We start from the raw sequence: 18,729 nt of genomic DNA on the forward strand, positions 1-18,729 counted from the left end.
CCGGAGTCTCTGCCATGACCGCTGCCGCGCTTCGCCTCGAAGCTCCTGCCGATCCCGTCCTCGCCGTCGCGCATCGCCTTCGCGACTTCCTCCAGGCCGGCGAGACGATCGACGCCCGCCTGCTGCGCGACCTACTTGCCTCCGCGACAGGCCGCTCCGCCGCCGATGGCGGCTGGTCGATGCGCCACGCCTACGATGCGCTCGAACTCGCGCAAGTGCTCTGGCTGGCGTCAGCCGGTGCGGGCATGGACCTTTCCAGCCCGTCGGTCGCGCTGGACGCTCTGATCGATCTGTGCCGCCGACTGCCGACACAGACGGTGCGCACCGAAGACCAGCTCGCCTTCCAGCAATTCTCCACCCCTGCCCCGATCGCGTGGGCGATGAGCGTGGCGGCACAACTCCGCTCCTCCGACACCGTGCTCGAACCCTCCGCCGGCACCGGATTGCTCGTCTGGCCCGCGGCGAAGCTCGGCGCCGCCCTCGTGCTCAACGAGATCGATTCTGGTCGCCGACACTGCCTCGAACTGGCCTTTCCACAGGCCCGGATCAGTGATCACGACGGCGAACTCTTGGACGATCTGCTGCCGGTCGACGTCCAAGCCGACATTCTCCTGATCAACCCGCCCTTTGCGCGCTCCATTGGCCGCCCGGTCGACCGGCATGCGGCCGCTCGGCACCTGCACGCCAGCCTCCGCCGCCTCAAGAGCGGCGGCCGCGCGGTCGCGATCATGCCGAGCTGGTTCGACCGCCAGATGCTTGGATCGGAAGCGACCATCCGCCTCGACGCGGTCCTGCCCCGCGGCCTGTACGTGAAGCACGGAACCGGCATCGCCGTCCGCCTGCTCGTGCTCGACAAGGTTCCGGCTCCAGATAAGGGCCAAGCCGAGCTGGAGATGACCGGCCTCCCAGCGTTGCTGGACGCTATCCAACACCTGCCTGCTCGCGCTGGCCCGAGTGACCCGCTGCCGCGTACTCCGAGCGCGCGGCTGTCTCTGTTCCGCCGCCCGTCACAAACCTCGGTGGCGCCGCGCCCCCAGCCGGGCGCAGCCGAGCCCGACGGTGAACAGCCTATCGAGGTGGTGACCCTCGATGATCCCGCACCCGAAGGCGAGCCGGCCGGCATCTACATGGCATGGCGCCCCAGCCGTCTGGTGCTGCCAGGGGCCGCAGAGCATCCCACGCCTTTGGTCGAGTCCGTCGCCATGGGATCAATCGCGGCCCCCAAGCCGGCCTACCAGCCTCGCCTGCCCTCCAGCGTCGTGCGACAGGCCCTCCTATCGGCCGCGCAGCTCGAGACGCTCGTCTATGCCGGCGGTGCCTTCGAGCGCGACCTGCCCGGCCGCTTCGTCGCGGACGAGGCCGGCACCGACCTTAAGATAGCGGAGGACGGGACCACCTATCGACAGGGCTTCTTCCTTGGTGACGGCACCGGTGCCGGCAAGGGCCGGCAGATCGCCGGCATCATCCGCGATCAGAGTGCCCGCGGGCCCAGGCGGCACATCTGGCTCAGCAAGAACGAGGCACTGCTCGAGGACGCGCGGCGCGACTGGAGCGCGCTCGGCGGCATGAGCCTCGACGTGCAGCCGCTGTCGCAGTGGAAGCTCGGCACGCCCATTACGCTCGACCAGGGCATCCTCTTCGTCACCTACCCGACGCTCCGCTCGGGACGGGAGGAGGTCACCCGTCTCCAGCAGATCCTCGACTGGGCGGGCGAAAGCTTCGAGGGCGTAATCGCGTTCGACGAGGCGCACGCGCTCGCCAACGCCGCCGGAGGCGAGGGTTCGCGCGGTCGCATCAAGGGCTCGGGACAGGGCCTCGCTGGTTTGCGGCTCCAGAACCGCCTACCCCGCGCCCGCGTCCTCTATGTCTCGGCGACGGGCGCATCGGACGTCGCCAACCTGAGCTATGCCAGCCGGCTCGGCCTTTGGGGCCCCGGCACCGCCTTTGCCACCCGCGAGGCGTTCATCACCGGTGTCCGCGCCGGCGGCATTGCCGCCATGGAGCTCGTCGCGCGCGACCTGAAGGCGCTCGGCCTCTACACCGCGCGGGCGCTCTCGTTCGCCGGTGTCGAGTATGATCTGCTGGAGCATGCGCTCACCCCCGAGCAGGTCCGCGTCTACGACGCCTACGCCGAGGCCTGGGCGATCATCCATCGCAATCTTGGCGCAGCGCTCGAGGCGACCCGCGTGGTCGACAGCGCGTCGGGCTCGACCCTCAACGCCAATGCCAAGTCGTCCGCGCTCTCCCGCTTCGAGAGCGTCAAGCAGCGCTTCTTCGCCCAGCTGCTGCTCTCGGCCAAGCTGCCGAGCCTGCTGTCGGCGATCGCCACCGATCTCGAGAACGGGAACGCGGTCGTGGTGCAGCTCGTCTCGACGTCCGAAGCCATGCTCGACCGCCGGCTCGCCGACCTCGCTCCAGCCGAGCGCGAGACGCTCGAGATCGACCTTTCGCCGCGCGAATATGTCGTCGACTATCTGGTCCGCGCTTTCCCAACGCGGCAGATGCGGGTCTTCACCGATCCTGACGGCAACGTCCGCTCCGAACCCATGGTCGATGACCAGGGCCATCCCGTTCACTGCCGGGCGGCGATCGAGGCCCGCGACAGCATGGTCGAGCAGCTCTGTGCGCTGCCGCCGGTCGCGACCGCCCTCGACGCCATTCTTGAGCGGTTCGGCACGGACCGTGTCGCCGAGGTGACCGGCCGCACCCGCCGGCTCGTGCTCGACCGCGCCGGTCAGCAGCGGCTCGAACGCCGAACGCCGCGCAGCAACCTTGCTGAAGCGCAGGCCTTCATGGACGGCACCAAGAAGCTGCTTGTCTTCAGCGATGCGGGCGGCACCGGCAGGAGCTATCATGCATGCCTGAAGGCCAAGAACCAGGCGCGGCGTGTCCACTATCTGCTCGAACCCGGCTGGCGCGCCGATGCGGCCATTCAGGGGCTCGGGCGGACTCATCGGAGCGCGCAGGCGTCCGCCCCCTTGTTCCGGCCGGTCACCACCGACGTGCGCGGCGAACGCCGGTTCATCTCGACCATCGCGCGGCGGCTGGATGCGCTTGGCGCGCTGACCCGGGGGCAACGGCAGACCGGCGGCCAGAACCTCTTCAACCCGGCCGACAACCTCGAGAGCGACTATGCCAAGGACGCGCTCACGAATTGGTATCGGTTGCTGTTCGCCGGCAAGCTCCAGTCGATCACCTGCGCGGACTTCCAGGATCGATCCGGCCTCGCGCTGGAAGCAGAAGGCGGCGGCTTGCGCGACGATCTGCCGCCGATCCAGCGCTGGCTTAACCGGCTCCTCGCCTTTCCGATCGCGCTCCAGAATGCAATCTTCGAGGAGTATCTCGGGCTCGTCGAGGCACGGGTCGCCGCGGCACGCGAAGCCGGAACCCTCGATGTCGGTGTCGAGACGCTCCTCGTCGAGACACTGACGGTCAGCGATGATCGTATCCTGCGGACCGATCCGTCGAGCGGCGCGACGAGCCATCTCCTCACCCTCAATCTCGAACGGCGGCCCCGGCCGCTACGACTGAAGGCGGTCCTGCGGCTCGCCGGGCGCGAAGGCGCTTGCCTCCTCGTCAACGATCGCTCGGGCCGCGCGGCGGTACGCCTTCATGCCCGGAGCCTTCTCACCGAGGACGGGCTGCCGCTCCGGCGCTACGAGCTGGTCCGGCCCCTCCGCCGCGAGCATATCGGCCATGGCCAATTCGAGGAAACACACTGGCGCCCCACCAACAGCACGGCCTTCGCCGCAGCATGGAACGCTGAGGTCGAGGAGGCGACGGCATCAACCCACACCGAGACGATGCATCTCGCGACCGGATTGCTCCTGCCGATCTGGGATGCTCTGCCCAATGACCATGTCCAGGTGCTGCGGGTCGTCGACGAGAAGGGCCGGTCGTTCCTCGGCAGGCCCGTTCCCGCGGCCGCCGTCTCTGAGCTGGGTCGCCGGTTCGGTCTCGACCTCGACGGCGCCGTTCCGGTTCCCGCCTTGGTGTCGGGAGTGCTGGAGACCGGCCGGTCCTGTGCCATCCCCGGCACGCTCTCGGTCCAGCTGAAGCGCTCGCTGGTGGGTGGCGAACGGCGGCTCGAACTCGCCGGCTTCGATCCTGCCCGCCTCGGCGAACTCAAGGCGCTCGGCTGCTTCACCGAGATCATCCGCTATCAGACCCGATTATTCGTCCCCGTGACCCGGGCAGCGGAGGTCGTCGAGCGCCTGTCCATCGGCCGGTGAGCAGTCGACACGACGACGCTCATCCTCTATTTAGGTGGTACCACTAGAAAGGATTGGTGATGGAGCGGGCGATCACAGCGAGCGACGCGAACCAGCGCTTCTCCGAACTGCTCCGCGAGGTGCAGGAGGGCGAGAGCTTCGTCGTCACCTCGCGCGGTCGCCCCGTCGCCAAGGTCACGCCGGTTGACGATTTCGAGCGGCAAGGCCCCGAGATCGACGCTTTGCTCGACTTCCTCTCTGCCCTGCCCCGCCGCAGCGGCCAGGGCTGGCGACGCGAGGATCTGTACGAGTGAGCCGTGTCGCGTTCGACACCAACGTCCTGGCCTATATCGCCGGGGTCGATCGCCATCCTGACGATGCGGCAAAGATCGACGCCAGCCGCGCGCTCCTGAGTCAACTACGGGGGCGGGCCTCGCTGATCGCCCCGGTCCAGGTCCTCGGCGAGCTCTACGTTGTCCTGAACCGATCGGGTGCCTCCCGCGAGGAAGCGCGTGAGACGGTGCTGCGCATGACCCGAGCATTCGGGACAGCGGACAGCAACAGCTCGGCCTTTCTCTCGGCGCTCGATCTCTCCAGCGCCCACCAGCTGCAGCTCTGGGACGCGCTGATCCTCAACGCCGCCGCCGAGGCAGGATGCGCGCTGCTCCTCTCCGAGGACATGTCGAGCGGCTTCGCGTGGCGCGGCACTGTCGTGATCAACCCCTTCGCCGCATCGCTCGACGAACGCCTCAGCCGCCTGATCGCCTGATCGCCTGATCGGGCATTCCCCGAACCGTTTGAGAGAGGAGGACGCGTCGGATGGCGCGAGCCGGCGTGAGCGCACGCGGGCTCGTCACCAGGAGTGAAGACGATGATCCAGACTATCCCGCTTGCCAAGCTCGTGCCCTCCAAGCGCAATGTCCGCCGCCGAAGCGATGCCGCCGCCGACGCCCAGCTCCGTGCCGACATCGAAGCGCGCGGCCTGCTCCAGAACCTGATCGTGACTGCCAACAAGAAGCCGCGCGGCACCTTCGCGGTCGAGGCCGGTGGCCGTCGCCATGCCGCGCTGAAGGCGCTTGCCGAGGAGGGCAAGCTCGCCGCCGACTTCGCGGTGCCCTGCCTCGTGCTCGACGATCTCGGCAGCGCGGTGGCCGAAGCGAGCCTGGCCGAGAACTTCCAGAAGCTGGCGCTGAACCCGGCGGACGAATGCCTCGCCTTCCAGCATTTCATCGAACAGGGTTCGGACGTCGACGGCGTGGCCCGCCGGTTCGGCGTTACCGTGCGGTTCGTCGAAGGCCGCCTCCGGCTCGCGAGCCTCGCGCCGGTCGTGTTCCAGGCACTCGCCGACGGCGTGATCACTCTCGACATCGCCAAGGCCTATGCCTCGACTCCCGACCGGGAGCGCCAGGCGCATGTCTTCGACCAGATGAGCCGTGGCTATGGCGGGGCGCACCCGGACAGCATCCGGCGCATGATGACGCAGGCGACCGTCTCCGCCGCCGATCCGCGCGCCCGGCTTGTCGGCGAGGACGCCTACCTCGCAGCGGGCGGCCGCATCGACCGCGATCTCTTCGCCGACGACACCTCTACCCGCTGGCTCGACATCGCCATCCTCGAACGGCTCGCCAACGAGAAGATGGACGAGGCCGCCGCGACGCTCGCCGCTGAAACCGGCTATGCCTGGATCCGCCCAACGCTCGACCGCTATGTCGACTGGCAGCAGACCGAAGGTCTCGAGCGGGTCGAGCTCGAGCCCGCGGCGCTGACCGACAGCGAGCAGGAGCAGGTTGCAACGCTTGAGGCTCAGGCAGCGGACAAGATCGCCCTGCTGGAAGACGAGGCGAGCAGCGACGAGGACCGTGCACAGGCCGAAGTCGAGCTCGAGACCATCGAGAAGGCGGTCGAGGCGATCACCGACAAGCCGCCGGTGCTCGACGAGGCGCTTCGACCCCAGATCGGCGCCTTCCTCGTCCTCGGCCCCGACGGCACGCCGCGGCTGCACCAGACGCTCTACGTCGAGCGGACGCCGCAGGAAGAGAATGGGCCCGACGATGCCGATCACGAGGCGGGCGAGCCTGCCCCTCGGGCCGTCGGTCTCTCGCAGCGACTGACCGACGAGCTTGCCATCCAGCGCCGCGATATCCTCGCGGTCCATGTCGCGGCCGATCCCGACTTCGCGCTCGATCTCGCGATCTTCCTGATGGTCGACCGCAAGCCCGGCCACGGAGTGGAGCGGTACGGCTCGTCGCTCAGCGCCCGGCCGCCGCAGGAGCCGGTGATCGGGCTCAAGACACCCGAAGCGCCCGCCACCCTCGCCCGGGTGGAAGCCGGCCAGGCGCTCGATCGCGGCTGGACCACTCTCGATAGCGCCGAGGCGCGGTTCGACGCCTTTCGCGCGCTCGGGCCCGACGAACGAGCGGCGTGGCTCGGCCACGCGGTTGCCGACAGTCTCGAGGCGAGCGTTGCGGGCACGGGCACTGGCGGCTGCCGCTTCCACGATCATCTGGGCCATCTGCTCGACATCGACGTCGCCGCCTGGTGGCGGCCAACCGCGGCAAACTTCTTCGACAAGGTCACCAAGCCCGTCATGTTCGACGCTCTTGTCGAGATCGACGGACCCGCACTTGCCGTGCGCTACGGCAATGCCAAGAAGGCCGACCTCGCCGCCGCCTGCGAGAAGATCTGTGCTGGCGACTTCATCGGCGAGGTCAGCACCAAACAGGCGGCACGGGCGTGGCTGCCGGCCGCAATGCGCTTCGCACCCGAACTTGCCCGGCAAGCTGAAGGCGATCCGGCCACGCTGCCGGACGAAGCGGACGCCAGCGCGACCGAGCTCGATCATGCCAGCGACGTGATCGACCGCGACGCTGCCTGAGCGGCACGCGGCATTCTGGGGCGGCCTGCACCGGAGGTCGCCCCTTTGTCTTCGGCTTCGCGAGAGAGGGGAGACGGCTGTCGCCGGGGCGAGCCGATCCGGCTCGTGATCAGAGGAGCCGCGCGATGCGCCACAGCCGATCCACCCCGCCGACCAGCCCCGCCGAGACAATTACCAACGCCATAATCGAACGCCTGAAGGCCGGCGTCAGGCCATGGCGCCAACCCTGGACCGGCGGTCCTGTCTCCCGGCCGTTGCGCGTCTGCGGAACGCCGTATCGAGGGGTCAACGTCATCTGGCTCTGGATGGCGGCACAAGCACGCGGCTTCGGCTCGCCGACCTGGATGACCTACCACCAGGCAGAGCTGCTCGGAGCCCAGGTGCGCAAGGGCGAGCGCGGCACGATCGCCATCTTCTACAGAAGCTATACCAAGGAGATTGAGGATCCCGCGACGGGCGAGCGCGAAGACGAGGCGCGCCGCGTGCTGAAGAGCTTTACCGTCTTCAACGTCGACCAGATCGAGGGGCTGCCCGAGCGGTTCCGGCCCGAGCCCTCGGCCTTGCCCGAGCCGAGCGCGCGTGACCGCGAGCTCGACGCCTTCTTCGCTGCCATCCCGGCGTCGCTGCGCCACGGCGGCGGCGAGGCCTATTACATGCCCTCGACCGACCAGATCACCATGCCGGAGGTGTCGCAGTTCCGGACGCGCGACCTCTACCGGTCGACGCTGGCGCATGAGCTTGCGCACTGGACCGGGCACCGAAGCCGGCTGGACCGCTCGCTGAGCGGTCGCTTCGGGAGCGACGCTTACGCCGTCGAGGAACTGGTCGCCGAGCTCGCCTCGGCGATGATCGGCGCCGAACTTGGGCTGCCAGTCGACCATCTCGACGATCATGCGAGCTACCTCGGCAGCTGGCTCAAGGTCCTCAAGACCGATGCCCGCGCGATCCTAACCGCGGCCGCGAAGGCTGAGGAGGCCTCCGCCTATCTGCTGAAGCTCGGCGGCGCCGAGCGCCCCGCCGAGCTCTCGCTCGCCGCCTGACCCGCGCCCTCTCGGCGGCCCGCAGCGCTCGCCGCTGTACCTCCTCTCCTCAGGAGATTTCCTCATGACCTACGACGTCGGCTACCGCTTCGCGCAGGCGCTCGATCCGAGCGGCCTCGACACCATCGCTGCCTGCCTCCACGCCATCCAGGCCGCTGCCAAGGACTGCCGGAACGCCGGCAAGCCGTTCGAGTCCGACCCTGCCGTGGTGCTGCTCGCCCAGCACCTTGGAGCTGTCGCGACGACCACGATGCCGGATCGGCCGGCCCTTCGCACGCTCTGCGGCGATGCTTTGGCCGAGATCGCGCGCACCCCGCTGCTCACCCTGCTCGCGGCGCGCGGCGTCGACCATGACGCTGACGCCAAGCGGACCTTCCACACGGAAGCACGACGGGCGCTGAAGCGGCTTGCCGACGCGCTGCACCTCGAGCGCGGCCGATACGACATTCGCGTCTGTGCTGGCGGTCCAGCGGTGTCGGGCGAGGTCATCCTCCACGGGGACGAGCTCTACTGCCAGGTCTCGATCGGCGGCTTCGGGCCGGGCGAGATCCTGTTCCGCCGCTGCCGCGGCCGGTCCGACTATGTCGGCGAGCGCAACCATTGGGCTCGCATGACCGAGCTGGTCGACCACGTTCGGCTGGCGGCACGGATTGCGCGCGAGATCGGGCTGGCATGCTTGCCTGAAAGCCAGCCGAGGCTCGTCGCCTGAGAGCCGGATACGAGGTCCGGCCAGTGCCGCGGTGCGGGCGCGAGAGGCCCTCTACCCGCCGGCGATCCAGGCGCAACCCGCCCGCCTGCGGCCCGTGTTGCCTCGCCTGGGCTGGCGCCCTCGCGAGGCGGCCCGCGCCAGCCTTGTCGGGGGGTGGCGCCCGGCCCTGATGCCGCCGGGTGGGAGGGCACGCGTCGCCGCAGATCCGCGGCGTCTGACAGGAGACCTCTCATGCCGACCACCCTTGCCGCCCAGCTCGCTGCGCTCGAACTCGGGCATCTCTCGATCGCCAGCGATCCCGGGGCGCGTCTCCTCGCCCGACCCGAGCCGGAAGCAATCGACCAGACGCTCGCAGCCGTCTGGTCAGACCTGTTCGCGCTGTTCACCGACACCATCCTCGAGGACCAGGCCGAGGAGCTCGGCTGGGGTTTCGTGAACCTCTTCCATCGCGCCGCTGCCAAGGCCTCGACCCGCATCGACCGGGCGACCGACGAGATCCGGCTGCTGCTCGCGACCAACGACGGCTCGGAGGTCCACACCGCTGAACTCGAACAGCAGGTCGAGCGCGCGCAAGCGGCCGAAGGCGAGATGCTGGCGCTGGAGGCACTCCGCGAAACGGCGGCCGCGCTCTACCTCGCCGAGACCGGATCGTCCTGGAAGCCGGCCGGCGGCTCGCGGCTCAGCCACGATGCGCTGAGCACCTCCGCTGTGGTCCAGGGACGCGAGTTCCTGAAGGCCCGCGCCGAAGGCAAGCGCCGGGCCGCGATGCCCGAGGGCACGCCCGTCGTCTTTGCCGGCGGGCGGCTGAGCTTCGGCAGCGCGGACGATGCCAAGGCCTATGGCGATGCAATCTGGCGCACGCTCGACCGGGTGCGCGCCAATGTCGCGGACATGGTCCTCGTCCATGGGGGCGACGGCAAGGGTGCCGACCGGCTCGCGGCGTCATGGGCCGAGCGTCACAAGGTGCCGCAGATCGCGTTCAGCCTCGACACCCGGCTCGGCGCCCGGGCAGGCTTCCGCCGCAACGAGCAGATGCTCGGGTTGAAACCGCGCTACGTCGTCGCTTTTGCCGGCAACGGCGTGCTGGAGCGGCTCGTCATCCAGGCCAAGGAGCGCGGGATTGCCGTCGTCGACCGGCGTGGTCCGCTCGGCACCAACCCCAAGCACCACGCCCGTACCTCGGGCGAAGCGGTCGCGGCTTGAACCCTTTCGGGCGCCGCTTCGGCGGCGCCCTTCTTCGCGGCTGCAGGCTATGCCGCTTTCTGCTCCGGGGTCGACGACGAGCTCTTCTCGCTCTCGCCGATCGCGAGCCGGCCACTCTCGGACAGCGCATAGAGCCCCTTCTCCACGCGCTCGAACCAGCCATAAACGTTGCGCAGCAGGATAGCGCCCGCATCCTCCGCGAGCCCGCGCAGCTCCCTTGGGCGCTTCGGTCCATCCCGCATCGCCTCGGCGCACGCGATCGTGCGCTGGCGATACGCCGTCATGATCGGCTGGCGGGTCGATCCACCCTGGGTCGGGTCGCCCTTCCGACGGCGATGCTCGGCCACCAGCCGCCGTCGCTGCGGCAGGTTGGGACGCGGTCGGTAGGTCGCAGGCTCGGCGAGCACGGTGACCGTGCCGAGCCGCAGGTCGACCGCGAGCAGGCCCAGCCCCAGCAACCGGCAGAGCCGATGCACCCGGCGGTCCTGGTCGCGGCCGCGGCGCGTGGCCGGCACCGCGACATAGACGATGTCGGACGAGCGCGTCCGTTCGACCGCCTGCAGCAGCAGCTCCAGCGAGAAGGACAGCTTGAGCTCGGTGACGACCACGAGCGGCGGCTCGCCAGGTGCCAGCCCAACGATGTCGCAGCCGCAGATCTCTCCCTTCACCTCGAACCCATGACGCTCGAGGAAGCGCTTGATCGGCGCATAGAGCGCGGTCTCGCTGACAGGCTTGATCAGGGACATTCCGTCCTCACTAGCTCGCTCCCTTGCCGCCTCAAACCGCTCGCCTGTGGGCGCCGCTCCGCTGCAGGGTGGCCTGTCGTTCACGCTTGCGTAAGAGCATCGGCGATGATCCCGCTTCTGCTCCTCGCCAACGTCGTCGCCCCCGGCGCCACCTTCACCTGCACACCCGTCGCGGTCTGGGACGAAGACGGTCCGATCTGGTGTGCGGAAGGGCCGCGCATTCGGCTGGAAGGCATCGCCGCCCGCGAGATGGACGAGACCTGCCGGCCAGGACATCCCTGTCCTCGCGCCAGCGGTCGCGCCGCACGCGACCATCTCGTCGCCCTTCTGGGCGGGGTCCGCGGCACGCTACGCACCGGACACATCGTGGTCCGTGGTTCCCCTCTCACCTGCGTGTCGAACGGCTCCGCGAAGGGCAGTCGGACCGGCGCCTTGTGCCGTTCACCCGACGTCGGCGACCTCTCCTGCGCGATGGTCCGGGACGGCTATGCGCTGGCGTGGGCCCGCTACGGCGGAAACCGTCTGTGTCGATCGGCGCGAACCTCCAGTACCAGACGGTAGCACTCTCGGGCGCCTGCGATCCGGCCGGGTCAGGACCGTTTCCATCGACTGCTCACCCCTATGGCGGGCGCGAGCGCAGGCAACCCTTCCCGATCAGGCCCGTGTTGCTCCGGCTTCGCCTCCGCTGCCCGCGCCAGCCTGATCTCCCAGGGTTCCCCTTCCGGCCCTGCGGGCCGCTCGGTGCCTCCGCCCGACTGCCTCGCCATGGCCGGGGCTCCGTCGATCGGGACGGTCCCGACGATCCGAAAGGAGCAAGCGCCATGACCAACACCGTTCTTCTCGTCGGCAATCTCGGCACCGATCCCGAGACCCGCTCCACCCGCAGCGAGACCCGCGTCACCACCCTCAGCCTCGGCACCAGCCGACCCAAGCGCGACCATGAGGGCAAGACCTTCAAGGATGCGAACGGCTACACCGCCAAGGAGACCGAATGGCACCGCATCACCTGCTTCAACGGCCTCGGCAAGACGGTTGCGCAATACGCGACCAAGGGCATGCTGGTGTCGGTGCGCGGCCGCATCCACTACAGCAAGTGGACCGATCGCGAGGGGGTCGAGCGTTACGGCTGCGAGATCATCGCCGAGGATGTCCAGTTCCTCAGCCGCGGCAAGTCGGCGAGCGGCGGCGAGCCTTCCGGTCAGAACGACATTGACGACGACCTGCCCTTCTGACGGCCCGGAATACGCCCCGGCGGCACCGCCGCCGGGGCGCCTTCGTCATGCCTGGCGAGGGCTGCCGAAGTGCCGCGTGACGATCGCATCGAGGCGGCGGGTCAGCAGGCCGGCGAGCGCCAGGGCGTCCCGCTCGGCGTCGAACGGATCGCGCTGGCAGGCTGAGACGATCGCATCGCGCAGCCAGTAGCTGGTCGCCGGATCAGCAAGGATCGCGATGACCTCGGCGACATCGCTCATCGGCTCACGGGTGATCGGGTCAGGCATTGCCCTCCCCCTTCACCGGCGGCTGGACCGTCCCGTCGCGCAATCGCGTTCTGCCGGCAGCGGGCTCGCCGCCGTTCCCATTGAGCGCGAGCCGGATGGCCGTTCTCAGGCCTTCGGCACCCAGCGCACCGCCGCCGGCATCGAGCGCGATCAGCCCCAATTCAAGCGCGGCAGCACGCCGCAGCTCCTCGCGCCGGCTCTCGAGCAGGCGCTGTTCTTCGTCATGTCGGGTGAGCGCATCTAGCGCGCTCGGCTTCTTCTTGGCCACGACCATTCTCCTGTCGGTCGAAGCCCCTTCCGATTCTCTCTTCGCCTAGCTGCGTACCTGTAGGAAAGGGACTTCTGCGGGCGACCGGAGCAGGTCCTCCCCTCCAGCGTGCCGCATCCAATCGGCCGCCGCGGGCATCGAGCCCGCGCCGGCCGAGCTCTTCTACTCGCTCGACATGGAGAAGCATGACAGCGGCGAAGACCGGGCCTCAAGGACGACGGGGCCCCACCATTTTTCCGGCCGATCGAAGTTCGCGCTCCACCGCCGGCGTCAGCACGCGGCCGGAAAAATCGTGACCCCCATCGCCGCTGGCGCGGCCGCGCGCGAGCGCGCGGTCCCTGACCCCCGATCTTCCCCGCTGTCCCTCAGACGCCGTCTTTCACTTGAACATTGAGAGGACGGACGATGACCTTCTACAGCCCGATCACCACCACCGCCGCTGCTGCTGCTGCTGCTGCGGAGCACGACGCCTATATGGCCGCCTACGCCAGGGCCGCCGCAAGGGCGCCCTACAGCTACTTCGACCAGCACATCATCCGCACCGACGATGGCTGCTACTGGGTCGCTGACGAGGGTGACTACGAAACCCTGATGCAGGACCTGGTGGACCGGATCGTCCACACCGTGGCTGCCGGCCGCAGCGACGAATCATAAGCCGGCGAGAGGGGCAACCACGCCTCTCTCGCTTTGCTCGTCCAGAGCAGCGTCCCTCTCCCTGAGCACGCCTGCCGCGTCCTTTACCGACTGATCACACCCCGTTTCCCGAGCCAAGGTTCGCGTCGGCGATCCCACCGGGCACCCCGATCAAGACCCGGTCGTCAGTCCATCCATCCCGACCGCAGCACTTCGACGATATGGCGCAAAGGGAGCACACCCTACGCGATAAATCGCAGATGCAGAAAAGAGAACCGCAGAAATCCGTCGTTTCCGCTTCAAACATTGGCGTCGAAATCGGGTCCGATGAATGCCATTTGGTAGCTCAAAGCAGCGTCCCTCAGCATCTGTCTGGAAACGTGGCTCGGCGAGCGCTCAGCGCCGGCATCATCTGGGACACCGATCTGCCCGGCTTCGGGTTGAGGGTCCAGCCCACCGGCCACAAAGCGTGGATCGTCAAATTCCGAGAGCGCGGCCGCCAGCGCTTCGTCACTCTGGGTTCAACCACAACACTGCCGATCGATGCCGCCCGCCTTCAAGCGCGAGCGGTGCTGGGGCAAGCGGCGTTGGACGGCTTGCCGGCCCGACGCGCGACCAAGGCCGCCCCGCTCTTTCGCGAATACGCAAGCGAGTTCTGGCAGGACTACAGCCGGCATTGGAAGCCGAGTACACAGAAGGGCAACGCGCGCGTCCTTCGCCGAGCGCTGCTGCCAAGGTTCGGCGAGCTTGCGGTCGACGCGATCAGCCGCTCCGACGTACTCCGCTGGCGCGACGACCTTGCCGACAGGCAAGGCAGCTTCAATCGCGCCCTGCCCCTGCTGGCCGTCATGCTCATATATGCCGAGCAGCTTGGCTACCGGCGCAAAGGCTCCAACCCGTGCAAGGGCACACCGCGCTACAAGCGCGACCTTCCCGACCGCTTCCTCTCCCCAGCCGAGTATCAGCGCCTCGCGCGCGTGCTTGATGACGCGGAAGGAGAGATGCCCACAGCGGTCGCCGTGGTCCGCCTGCTGATGTTCACCGGCGCGCGATCGAGCGAGATCACCGGCCTCCGCTGGGAGCACGTCCAACCGCCTCGCCTGATGCTCCCCGACAGCAAGACCGGAGCCAAGATCGTGTGGCTGAACAGCCCGGCTCTCGCGGTGCTGGAAATCCTGCCCCAGCAGTCCGAAGGACTGGTATTCCCCGGCGCGAGGGGCCGCGTTCCGATCCAGATGTTCCCATTCTGGGATAAGCTGCGACGGCGCGCGGCGCTGCCCGACGTGCGGCTGCATGACCTCCGTCACAGCTTCGCGTCAGTTGCCATTGCAGATGGCATTCCGCTGTCGATGATCGGCAAGCTACTCGGGCACGCCCTGCCCGAGACCACGGCCCGTTACGCGCACTTGGCGGATGGCGTGATCGCCGAGGCAGCCGAGCGCGTCAGCGGAGGGCTGGCGGAAGCGCTGGGGCTCAGCCGGTGACCGCGCTCAGCCTTCGTCAGATCGTCGCTCAAGAGCTTGCGCGGATCGGCTTTGAGGCCGTCTCGCGCCCGCCTGAGCGCGCCCGCTCGACCGTCTTCATCGCTGCGCTGCCAGGCTTTGCGGTTCGGAGCTACCCGAGCGGCCGACGCGTCTACATCGTCCAGCGCCGGATCGGCGGCCGAATGCGAACGGTGACGATCGGCAATGCTGCGGTTATGACCGACGCCGTCGCTCGCGACGTGGCAAGTAGTATCCTGCTACGCTGTCAGATAGGCGAAAATCCGGCCGACACACGCGCCACGGTCCGCTCCGCTCCAGCTTTCCCGGCGTTCCTCGATGAGTACTGGCAGCGCATGGCGCGGCAGTGGAAGCCGAGGACGATCGAGACGCACGACGGCTACCGTCGCCTCCATCTCGACAATGCGTTCGTAGGGAAGTTCGTCGACCAGATCGAGACAGCCGACGTGGCAAGGTGGCTTGCTCGCCTGACTGATGGGAGCGGTCCAGGCGCGGCGAACCGCTGCCTTTCGATCCTGCATTCCATGATGCGGAAGGCGGAGGATTGGGGCTACCGCGCAGAGGGGAGCAACCCTTGCGCTGGAGTGAAAGCCAACCGGCGTCGCCGGTGCGAGCGCTTCCTATCCGATCAGGAATTGGCGCGCCTCGGCCAGGCGCTCCGAAACGCCGAAGCCACCCACCCGATGCACGCGGCAGCAGTGACTGTGATTCTGCTAACGGGATGCCGCAAGTCTGAAATTCTGGGCCTCCGCTGGTCGGAGGTTAAAGGCAACCGGCTAATGCTGTCGGACAGCAAGACGGGGGCGAGGACGGTGTGGCTTGGAGATGAAGCTCGAGCGGTCCTCAACCGATTGGGCCGGCGGAAGCCAGCTGACCGAGTGTTCCGCCTGAATGGCAGTAGCCGGAACGCTCTGGATTGGTTCTGGCGGACCGCACGGAATGACGCAGCTTTACCCGAAGTGCGGCTACACGACCTCCGCCATAGCTTCGCGAGCTTCGCAGCGCGTCGATCTGAGACACTGCCGATAATCGGAAAGCTGCTGGGACATGCGAAAGTGACTTCGACTGCTCGGTACGCTCATCTTGACGACGCCTCAGCGCTGTCCGCAGCAGAGATCATTGGAAATTCAATACTCGATGCCTCTCACATTAGCAAAAGGGCGCGTCGCCCTGCCATTAGCTCAATGGCTCAGCTATGCGCAGCCCCGCCTTGTCGGTAGTGTTTACAAAGTCGACCGGAAGATCAGCTTTTGCGGCAAAGTGCCGCCCGGCGAACCTGATGCGCATGGCCTCATCCCATTCAAGGTCCCTGAGATTGAGCGTGTCTTTCGTCTCTCGAACCAGCACCAATTTGTGACCTCCATCGCCCCGATAAAGGATGGCCCAGTCGGGCGAGTAGTCTCCGACAGGCGTGCTCACCCTAAAGCGTCTGGGCAGCTTGGTGAACAAAGGCACCTGACTACTCATGCTCTCAAGCTGAGAGCCGAAGTTACGCTCGACGTGACTGTCATAAACAAGGTGGTCGAAGAGATTGTTACCTCCCGCCGACGCCGCGACAGCGCCGTAACTCGGGTCCTCACCGCCAGTCGCGGACGGAGGATTGACCGTCTCGGTTTCCAAGAACACTAGCTCGGCATCCCACCACTCGGTCTCGGCAAGCGGCTCGTAATGGATGCTGTTCACGAGCTGCTCAATCGAGGTTACCCGAATCGCATCCGCCACAATACGACACCAGCGTTGCGGGTCGTTGATCGCTCGACGCTTCACTTCTTTGGGCAGCCTTTGCAGGATGGCTCCGATAGTAGGTCTGGTTAGTTGCAGAGGGTTCTTTCCAGCGACCAGTTGGTCCTCGATAAGCCGGACAAGATCGGGAAGCCCGCTTCCGTTCAGCGATAGTGATTCGCCTCGCCCTTCTACAAAGACCTCGTCGGAGGTGATCACCCGCCCTTTTTCGTCGAACTCAACTTCTGCCGACTGCACAACATTTGCCCGCTTCGCTAGGTAAGCCGTGTCTTCAAGTATCTCAGATGAGGCCACAGCTTCCGGTAGCAACGTGTGGTCTAAAGTCACTCTGTATCGAGCTTTATACCTGATGCGGTTCCAAAGCTCTCCGAATTCACCGCTGCCAAACTTCTTTGGCCGCCGCGTGATGACTATTTCGGTGTCCAGATTCTCGGGCGGAGGCGGCGCCTCTCCTCCCGATCCACCCGTTGCCTTTGCAAACTCAGCATTCAAGGCTTCGCGGAAGTCTGCGAAGGTTTCGTCAACGACCAAGGTGAGTTTGCAGATTGCGGGATCGGACACACGCTTCCCGTCAGCGTTCACGGGCAGGCGCAAGCCGCGCCCGATCTGTTGCCGCCGCTCTAGGTCAGACTTGCTATGTCGAAGAAAGCCAACCTGGAAGACATTCGGATTATCCCAGCCCTCTTTAAGAGCCGAATGCGAAAAAATGAATGACCGGGGATTGCCCGCCTCCAGTAACAATTCCTTGTGAGCCACGATCTCTTGATATGCCCGCTCTTCGGCATCCGCGTCAGAGGCGCGTCCCGATGTATCCTTGAGAATACCGGTTTTTGTTGAAGGAAAGTAAGACGTTCTTAGATGCTCGGGATCCGGACAGTCCTCTTCCGCTTTACCTGCACGCGCCCACTCACTCCTGAAGATGGAGTCGAACATCGCTGGAAGGGTCGCATCAGTGCCGACGTAGTCCGCAACACGCTCTACAAAGAACAAAGACAAGACCTTGATTGACTGCCCTCCCGCATCGATCTGATCCTGACGATAGATATGCTGCCGGATTACATGACGCACTTGATCGCGCCACACCGACAACTTGTCGACTCCGATCTCGTCTCCAACAGACAACACACGGCCATTCTCGAAGAAAACTTGGTCCGGCTTGCGACTAATCCGTTCAACAACCCAGCCGCGATAACCTGCCAGTCCGGCGGATTCCTCCTCCAGGTCTGTGCCGTTTTGAAGGACCACCCTTTGCCGAGATGCCCCCTCACGCTCCGCCACGTCTATGGTAGCGTCGACCATCAAACGGCTGCGGACCGCTCGCACCTTATCGATGCGGACGTAAGCGCCGGTTGCTCCGGCGACAACGCCCTTTACCGAAACACGCTTGACCAACCCGGCCTCGCTTGCAGCCTTGGGACCGAGCCGGTGCACGAGATTGAACGGTTCACGATGCGTCGCGCTGTAACGCAGAGCGAACAACGGATTTAGGGAGGCAATAGCCTTGCGCCGCAATTCGCTGACCATGTTTTGCGGCTCATCAATGAGGACCACAGGGCTGAGCGCTGCAGTAGCGCTAATCCCAGTGGCAGGTTCACCCCAAAGCTGCGGCTGCTCTGGATTTTGGTAGACGGCATTCTTCTCGGGCTTGTCGATCGCCTGAATGCTCGCGATCAGGAACTGTACTGACCCTGAAGGGGCTAAGAAGTCGTCCAAGGCGGGCCCTTGGCCAAGTACGCCCCACTTGTACGCTACCGATGGGTAGCGCGTAGAAAAGTACTCGGCGGTTTGTTCGAGCGTTTTCACAACGCCGGCCCTGATCGCCAGTGAGTGCACAACAATAACGAACTTTTTCAAGCCGTATAACTCAGCTAGCCTCAGAGCGGTTGCGATGTATACGAAGGTCTTTCCGGTACCAGTCTCCATTTCGACTGAGAAGTTTGGAAACAGTCTCGCCTCGCCGAAGAAGTCCTCTTCGGACATCTCGACCAGCTTGGTCTGCTGGCCCACTTTTTCTCTCAGTGTGACGGCGCTGAGATTTTGAGCAAGCGCGGAGCGATCAATGGACACCGATCCGCCAGATGCGCTGAATATCGCTGGGGCTTTAAGAACGCCGTTGAACAGGTCAACGACCGCTGCAACCGCCTCGGCTTGATGCGGCTGATCTTCAAATTGAAACTTCACGCGCGACTCGCTCGATCATTAGAAGCCTAGAATGAAGGCGGGATGCAAGGGTGATGGCGTCGCCATTGAACCGCCCCGGGTTTGTGGGAGGCCCCAACTCCTGAGAGGAAGGGGCCATG

Annotated in this window: 16 protein-coding genes; 12 read left to right on the forward strand and 4 right to left on the reverse strand. The window is 66.4% G+C overall.

What is annotated here, in order from left to right:
- Nucleotides 1–14: 14 nt before the first annotated feature.
- The 7 genes from ACFDS6_RS11325 (at nt 15) to ACFDS6_RS11355 (ending at nt 10,038) form a co-directional block, all read left to right on the forward strand.
- Nucleotides 15–4,232, forward strand: coding sequence for a strawberry notch-like NTP hydrolase domain-containing protein (locus ACFDS6_RS11325; RefSeq protein WP_375272269.1), 4,218 nt, complete (start codon nt 15–17; stop codon nt 4,230–4,232).
- A gap of 59 nt (nt 4,233–4,291) precedes the next feature.
- Nucleotides 4,292–4,525, forward strand: coding sequence for a type II toxin-antitoxin system Phd/YefM family antitoxin (locus ACFDS6_RS11330; RefSeq protein WP_097064860.1), 234 nt, complete (start codon nt 4,292–4,294; stop codon nt 4,523–4,525).
- Nucleotides 4,522–4,980 carry a PIN domain-containing protein gene (locus tag ACFDS6_RS11335; protein ID WP_097064861.1) on the forward strand — a complete coding sequence of 153 codons (459 nt, stop codon included), beginning with the start codon at nt 4,522–4,524 and terminating at the stop codon, nt 4,978–4,980. The genes ACFDS6_RS11330 and ACFDS6_RS11335 overlap by 4 nt, the downstream gene beginning before the upstream one ends.
- A gap of 102 nt (nt 4,981–5,082) precedes the next feature.
- Entirely contained in the window at nt 5,083–7,086 is a 2,004-nt protein-coding gene (locus tag ACFDS6_RS11340; RefSeq protein WP_375272271.1) for a ParB N-terminal domain-containing protein, read from the forward strand.
- A 125-nt stretch (nt 7,087–7,211) separates the two neighbouring features.
- Nucleotides 7,212–8,126: an ArdC family protein gene (locus ACFDS6_RS11345; protein ID WP_375272272.1), complete on the forward strand. Its 915-nt coding sequence runs from the start codon at nt 7,212–7,214 to the stop codon at nt 8,124–8,126.
- A gap of 64 nt (nt 8,127–8,190) precedes the next feature.
- Nucleotides 8,191–8,835 (forward strand): hypothetical protein, encoded by a 645-nt coding sequence (locus ACFDS6_RS11350; protein WP_097064863.1) that lies wholly within the window; start codon nt 8,191–8,193, stop codon nt 8,833–8,835.
- A gap of 231 nt (nt 8,836–9,066) precedes the next feature.
- A complete protein-coding gene (locus ACFDS6_RS11355) occupies nt 9,067–10,038 on the forward strand; it encodes a DUF2493 domain-containing protein (RefSeq protein ID WP_097064864.1) in 972 nt (323 codons plus the stop codon).
- Between the two features lie 47 nt (nt 10,039–10,085).
- Here ACFDS6_RS11355 and ACFDS6_RS11360 read toward each other — a convergent pair whose 3' ends face one another.
- On the reverse strand, nt 10,086–10,784 hold the full coding sequence (locus ACFDS6_RS11360) for a DUF2161 family putative PD-(D/E)XK-type phosphodiesterase (RefSeq protein ID WP_375272273.1): 699 nt from the start codon (nt 10,782–10,784) through the stop codon (nt 10,086–10,088).
- A 105-nt stretch (nt 10,785–10,889) separates the two neighbouring features.
- Between ACFDS6_RS11360 and ACFDS6_RS11365 the strand changes: the two genes are divergently transcribed.
- Nucleotides 10,890–11,345: a thermonuclease family protein gene (locus ACFDS6_RS11365; RefSeq protein WP_375272274.1), complete on the forward strand. Its 456-nt coding sequence runs from the start codon at nt 10,890–10,892 to the stop codon at nt 11,343–11,345.
- A 260-nt stretch (nt 11,346–11,605) separates the two neighbouring features.
- A complete protein-coding gene (locus tag ACFDS6_RS11370; RefSeq protein WP_375272275.1) occupies nt 11,606–12,016 on the forward strand; it encodes a single-stranded DNA-binding protein in 411 nt (136 codons plus the stop codon).
- Nucleotides 12,017–12,061: 45 nt separating this feature from the next.
- On the opposite strand, the gene ACFDS6_RS11375 is transcribed toward ACFDS6_RS11370, so the two are convergent.
- Both ACFDS6_RS11375 and ACFDS6_RS11380 read right to left on the reverse strand, forming a co-directional pair.
- Nucleotides 12,062–12,283 (reverse strand): hypothetical protein, encoded by a 222-nt coding sequence (locus tag ACFDS6_RS11375; protein ID WP_218838907.1) that lies wholly within the window; start codon nt 12,281–12,283, stop codon nt 12,062–12,064.
- Nucleotides 12,276–12,551 carry a DUF6437 family protein gene (locus ACFDS6_RS11380; protein WP_375272276.1) on the reverse strand — a complete coding sequence of 92 codons (276 nt, stop codon included), beginning with the start codon at nt 12,549–12,551 and terminating at the stop codon, nt 12,276–12,278. Before ACFDS6_RS11380 ends, ACFDS6_RS11375 begins: the two co-directional genes overlap by 8 nt.
- A gap of 405 nt (nt 12,552–12,956) precedes the next feature.
- Between ACFDS6_RS11380 and ACFDS6_RS11385 the strand changes: the two genes are divergently transcribed.
- From ACFDS6_RS11385 to ACFDS6_RS11395, 3 genes are all read left to right on the forward strand, one after another.
- Nucleotides 12,957–13,205, forward strand: a complete 249-nt coding sequence (locus ACFDS6_RS11385; RefSeq protein ID WP_245858546.1) for a hypothetical protein — start codon at nt 12,957–12,959, stop codon at nt 13,203–13,205.
- Nucleotides 13,206–13,444: 239 nt separating this feature from the next.
- Nucleotides 13,445–14,668 carry a tyrosine-type recombinase/integrase gene (locus tag ACFDS6_RS11390; RefSeq protein ID WP_375272277.1) on the forward strand — a complete coding sequence of 408 codons (1,224 nt, stop codon included), beginning with the start codon at nt 13,445–13,447 and terminating at the stop codon, nt 14,666–14,668.
- Nucleotides 14,665–15,906, forward strand: a complete 1,242-nt coding sequence (locus ACFDS6_RS11395; RefSeq protein WP_375272278.1) for a tyrosine-type recombinase/integrase — start codon at nt 14,665–14,667, stop codon at nt 15,904–15,906. The genes ACFDS6_RS11390 and ACFDS6_RS11395 overlap by 4 nt, the downstream gene beginning before the upstream one ends.
- On the opposite strand, the gene ACFDS6_RS11400 is transcribed toward ACFDS6_RS11395, so the two are convergent.
- Nucleotides 15,863–18,610 carry a DEAD/DEAH box helicase family protein gene (locus ACFDS6_RS11400; RefSeq protein ID WP_375272279.1) on the reverse strand — a complete coding sequence of 916 codons (2,748 nt, stop codon included), beginning with the start codon at nt 18,608–18,610 and terminating at the stop codon, nt 15,863–15,865. The two genes, ACFDS6_RS11395 and ACFDS6_RS11400, sit on opposite strands and share 44 nt — an antisense overlap.
- Nucleotides 18,611–18,729 lie beyond the last annotated feature (119 nt).

The sequence above is a fragment of the Sphingomonas sp. genome (assembly GCF_042095875.1).
In the GTDB taxonomy this organism is placed as follows: Bacteria; Pseudomonadota; Alphaproteobacteria; order Sphingomonadales; family Sphingomonadaceae; genus Sphingomonas.

What these genes read in the sequence shown, in the direction of transcription:
- ACFDS6_RS11325 (WP_375272269.1), top strand. Translation starts at nt 15, where the DNA reads ATGACCGCTGCCGCGCTTCGCCTCGAAGCTCCTGCCGATCCCGTCCTC.
- ACFDS6_RS11330 (WP_097064860.1), top strand. Translation starts at nt 4,292, where the DNA reads ATGGAGCGGGCGATCACAGCGAGCGACGCGAACCAGCGCTTCTCCGAA.
- ACFDS6_RS11340 (WP_375272271.1), top strand. Translation starts at nt 5,083, where the DNA reads ATGATCCAGACTATCCCGCTTGCCAAGCTCGTGCCCTCCAAGCGCAAT.
- ACFDS6_RS11345 (WP_375272272.1), top strand. Translation starts at nt 7,212, where the DNA reads ATGCGCCACAGCCGATCCACCCCGCCGACCAGCCCCGCCGAGACAATT.
- ACFDS6_RS11350 (WP_097064863.1), top strand. Translation starts at nt 8,191, where the DNA reads ATGACCTACGACGTCGGCTACCGCTTCGCGCAGGCGCTCGATCCGAGC.
- ACFDS6_RS11355 (WP_097064864.1), top strand. Translation starts at nt 9,067, where the DNA reads ATGCCGACCACCCTTGCCGCCCAGCTCGCTGCGCTCGAACTCGGGCAT.
- ACFDS6_RS11360 (WP_375272273.1), bottom strand. Translation starts at nt 10,784, where the DNA reads ATGTCCCTGATCAAGCCTGTCAGCGAGACCGCGCTCTATGCGCCGATC.
- ACFDS6_RS11365 (WP_375272274.1), top strand. Translation starts at nt 10,890, where the DNA reads ATGATCCCGCTTCTGCTCCTCGCCAACGTCGTCGCCCCCGGCGCCACC.
- ACFDS6_RS11370 (WP_375272275.1), top strand. Translation starts at nt 11,606, where the DNA reads ATGACCAACACCGTTCTTCTCGTCGGCAATCTCGGCACCGATCCCGAG.
- ACFDS6_RS11375 (WP_218838907.1), bottom strand. Translation starts at nt 12,283, where the DNA reads ATGCCTGACCCGATCACCCGTGAGCCGATGAGCGATGTCGCCGAGGTC.
- ACFDS6_RS11385 (WP_245858546.1), top strand. Translation starts at nt 12,957, where the DNA reads ATGACCTTCTACAGCCCGATCACCACCACCGCCGCTGCTGCTGCTGCT.
- ACFDS6_RS11390 (WP_375272277.1), top strand. Translation starts at nt 13,445, where the DNA reads ATGCAGAAAAGAGAACCGCAGAAATCCGTCGTTTCCGCTTCAAACATT.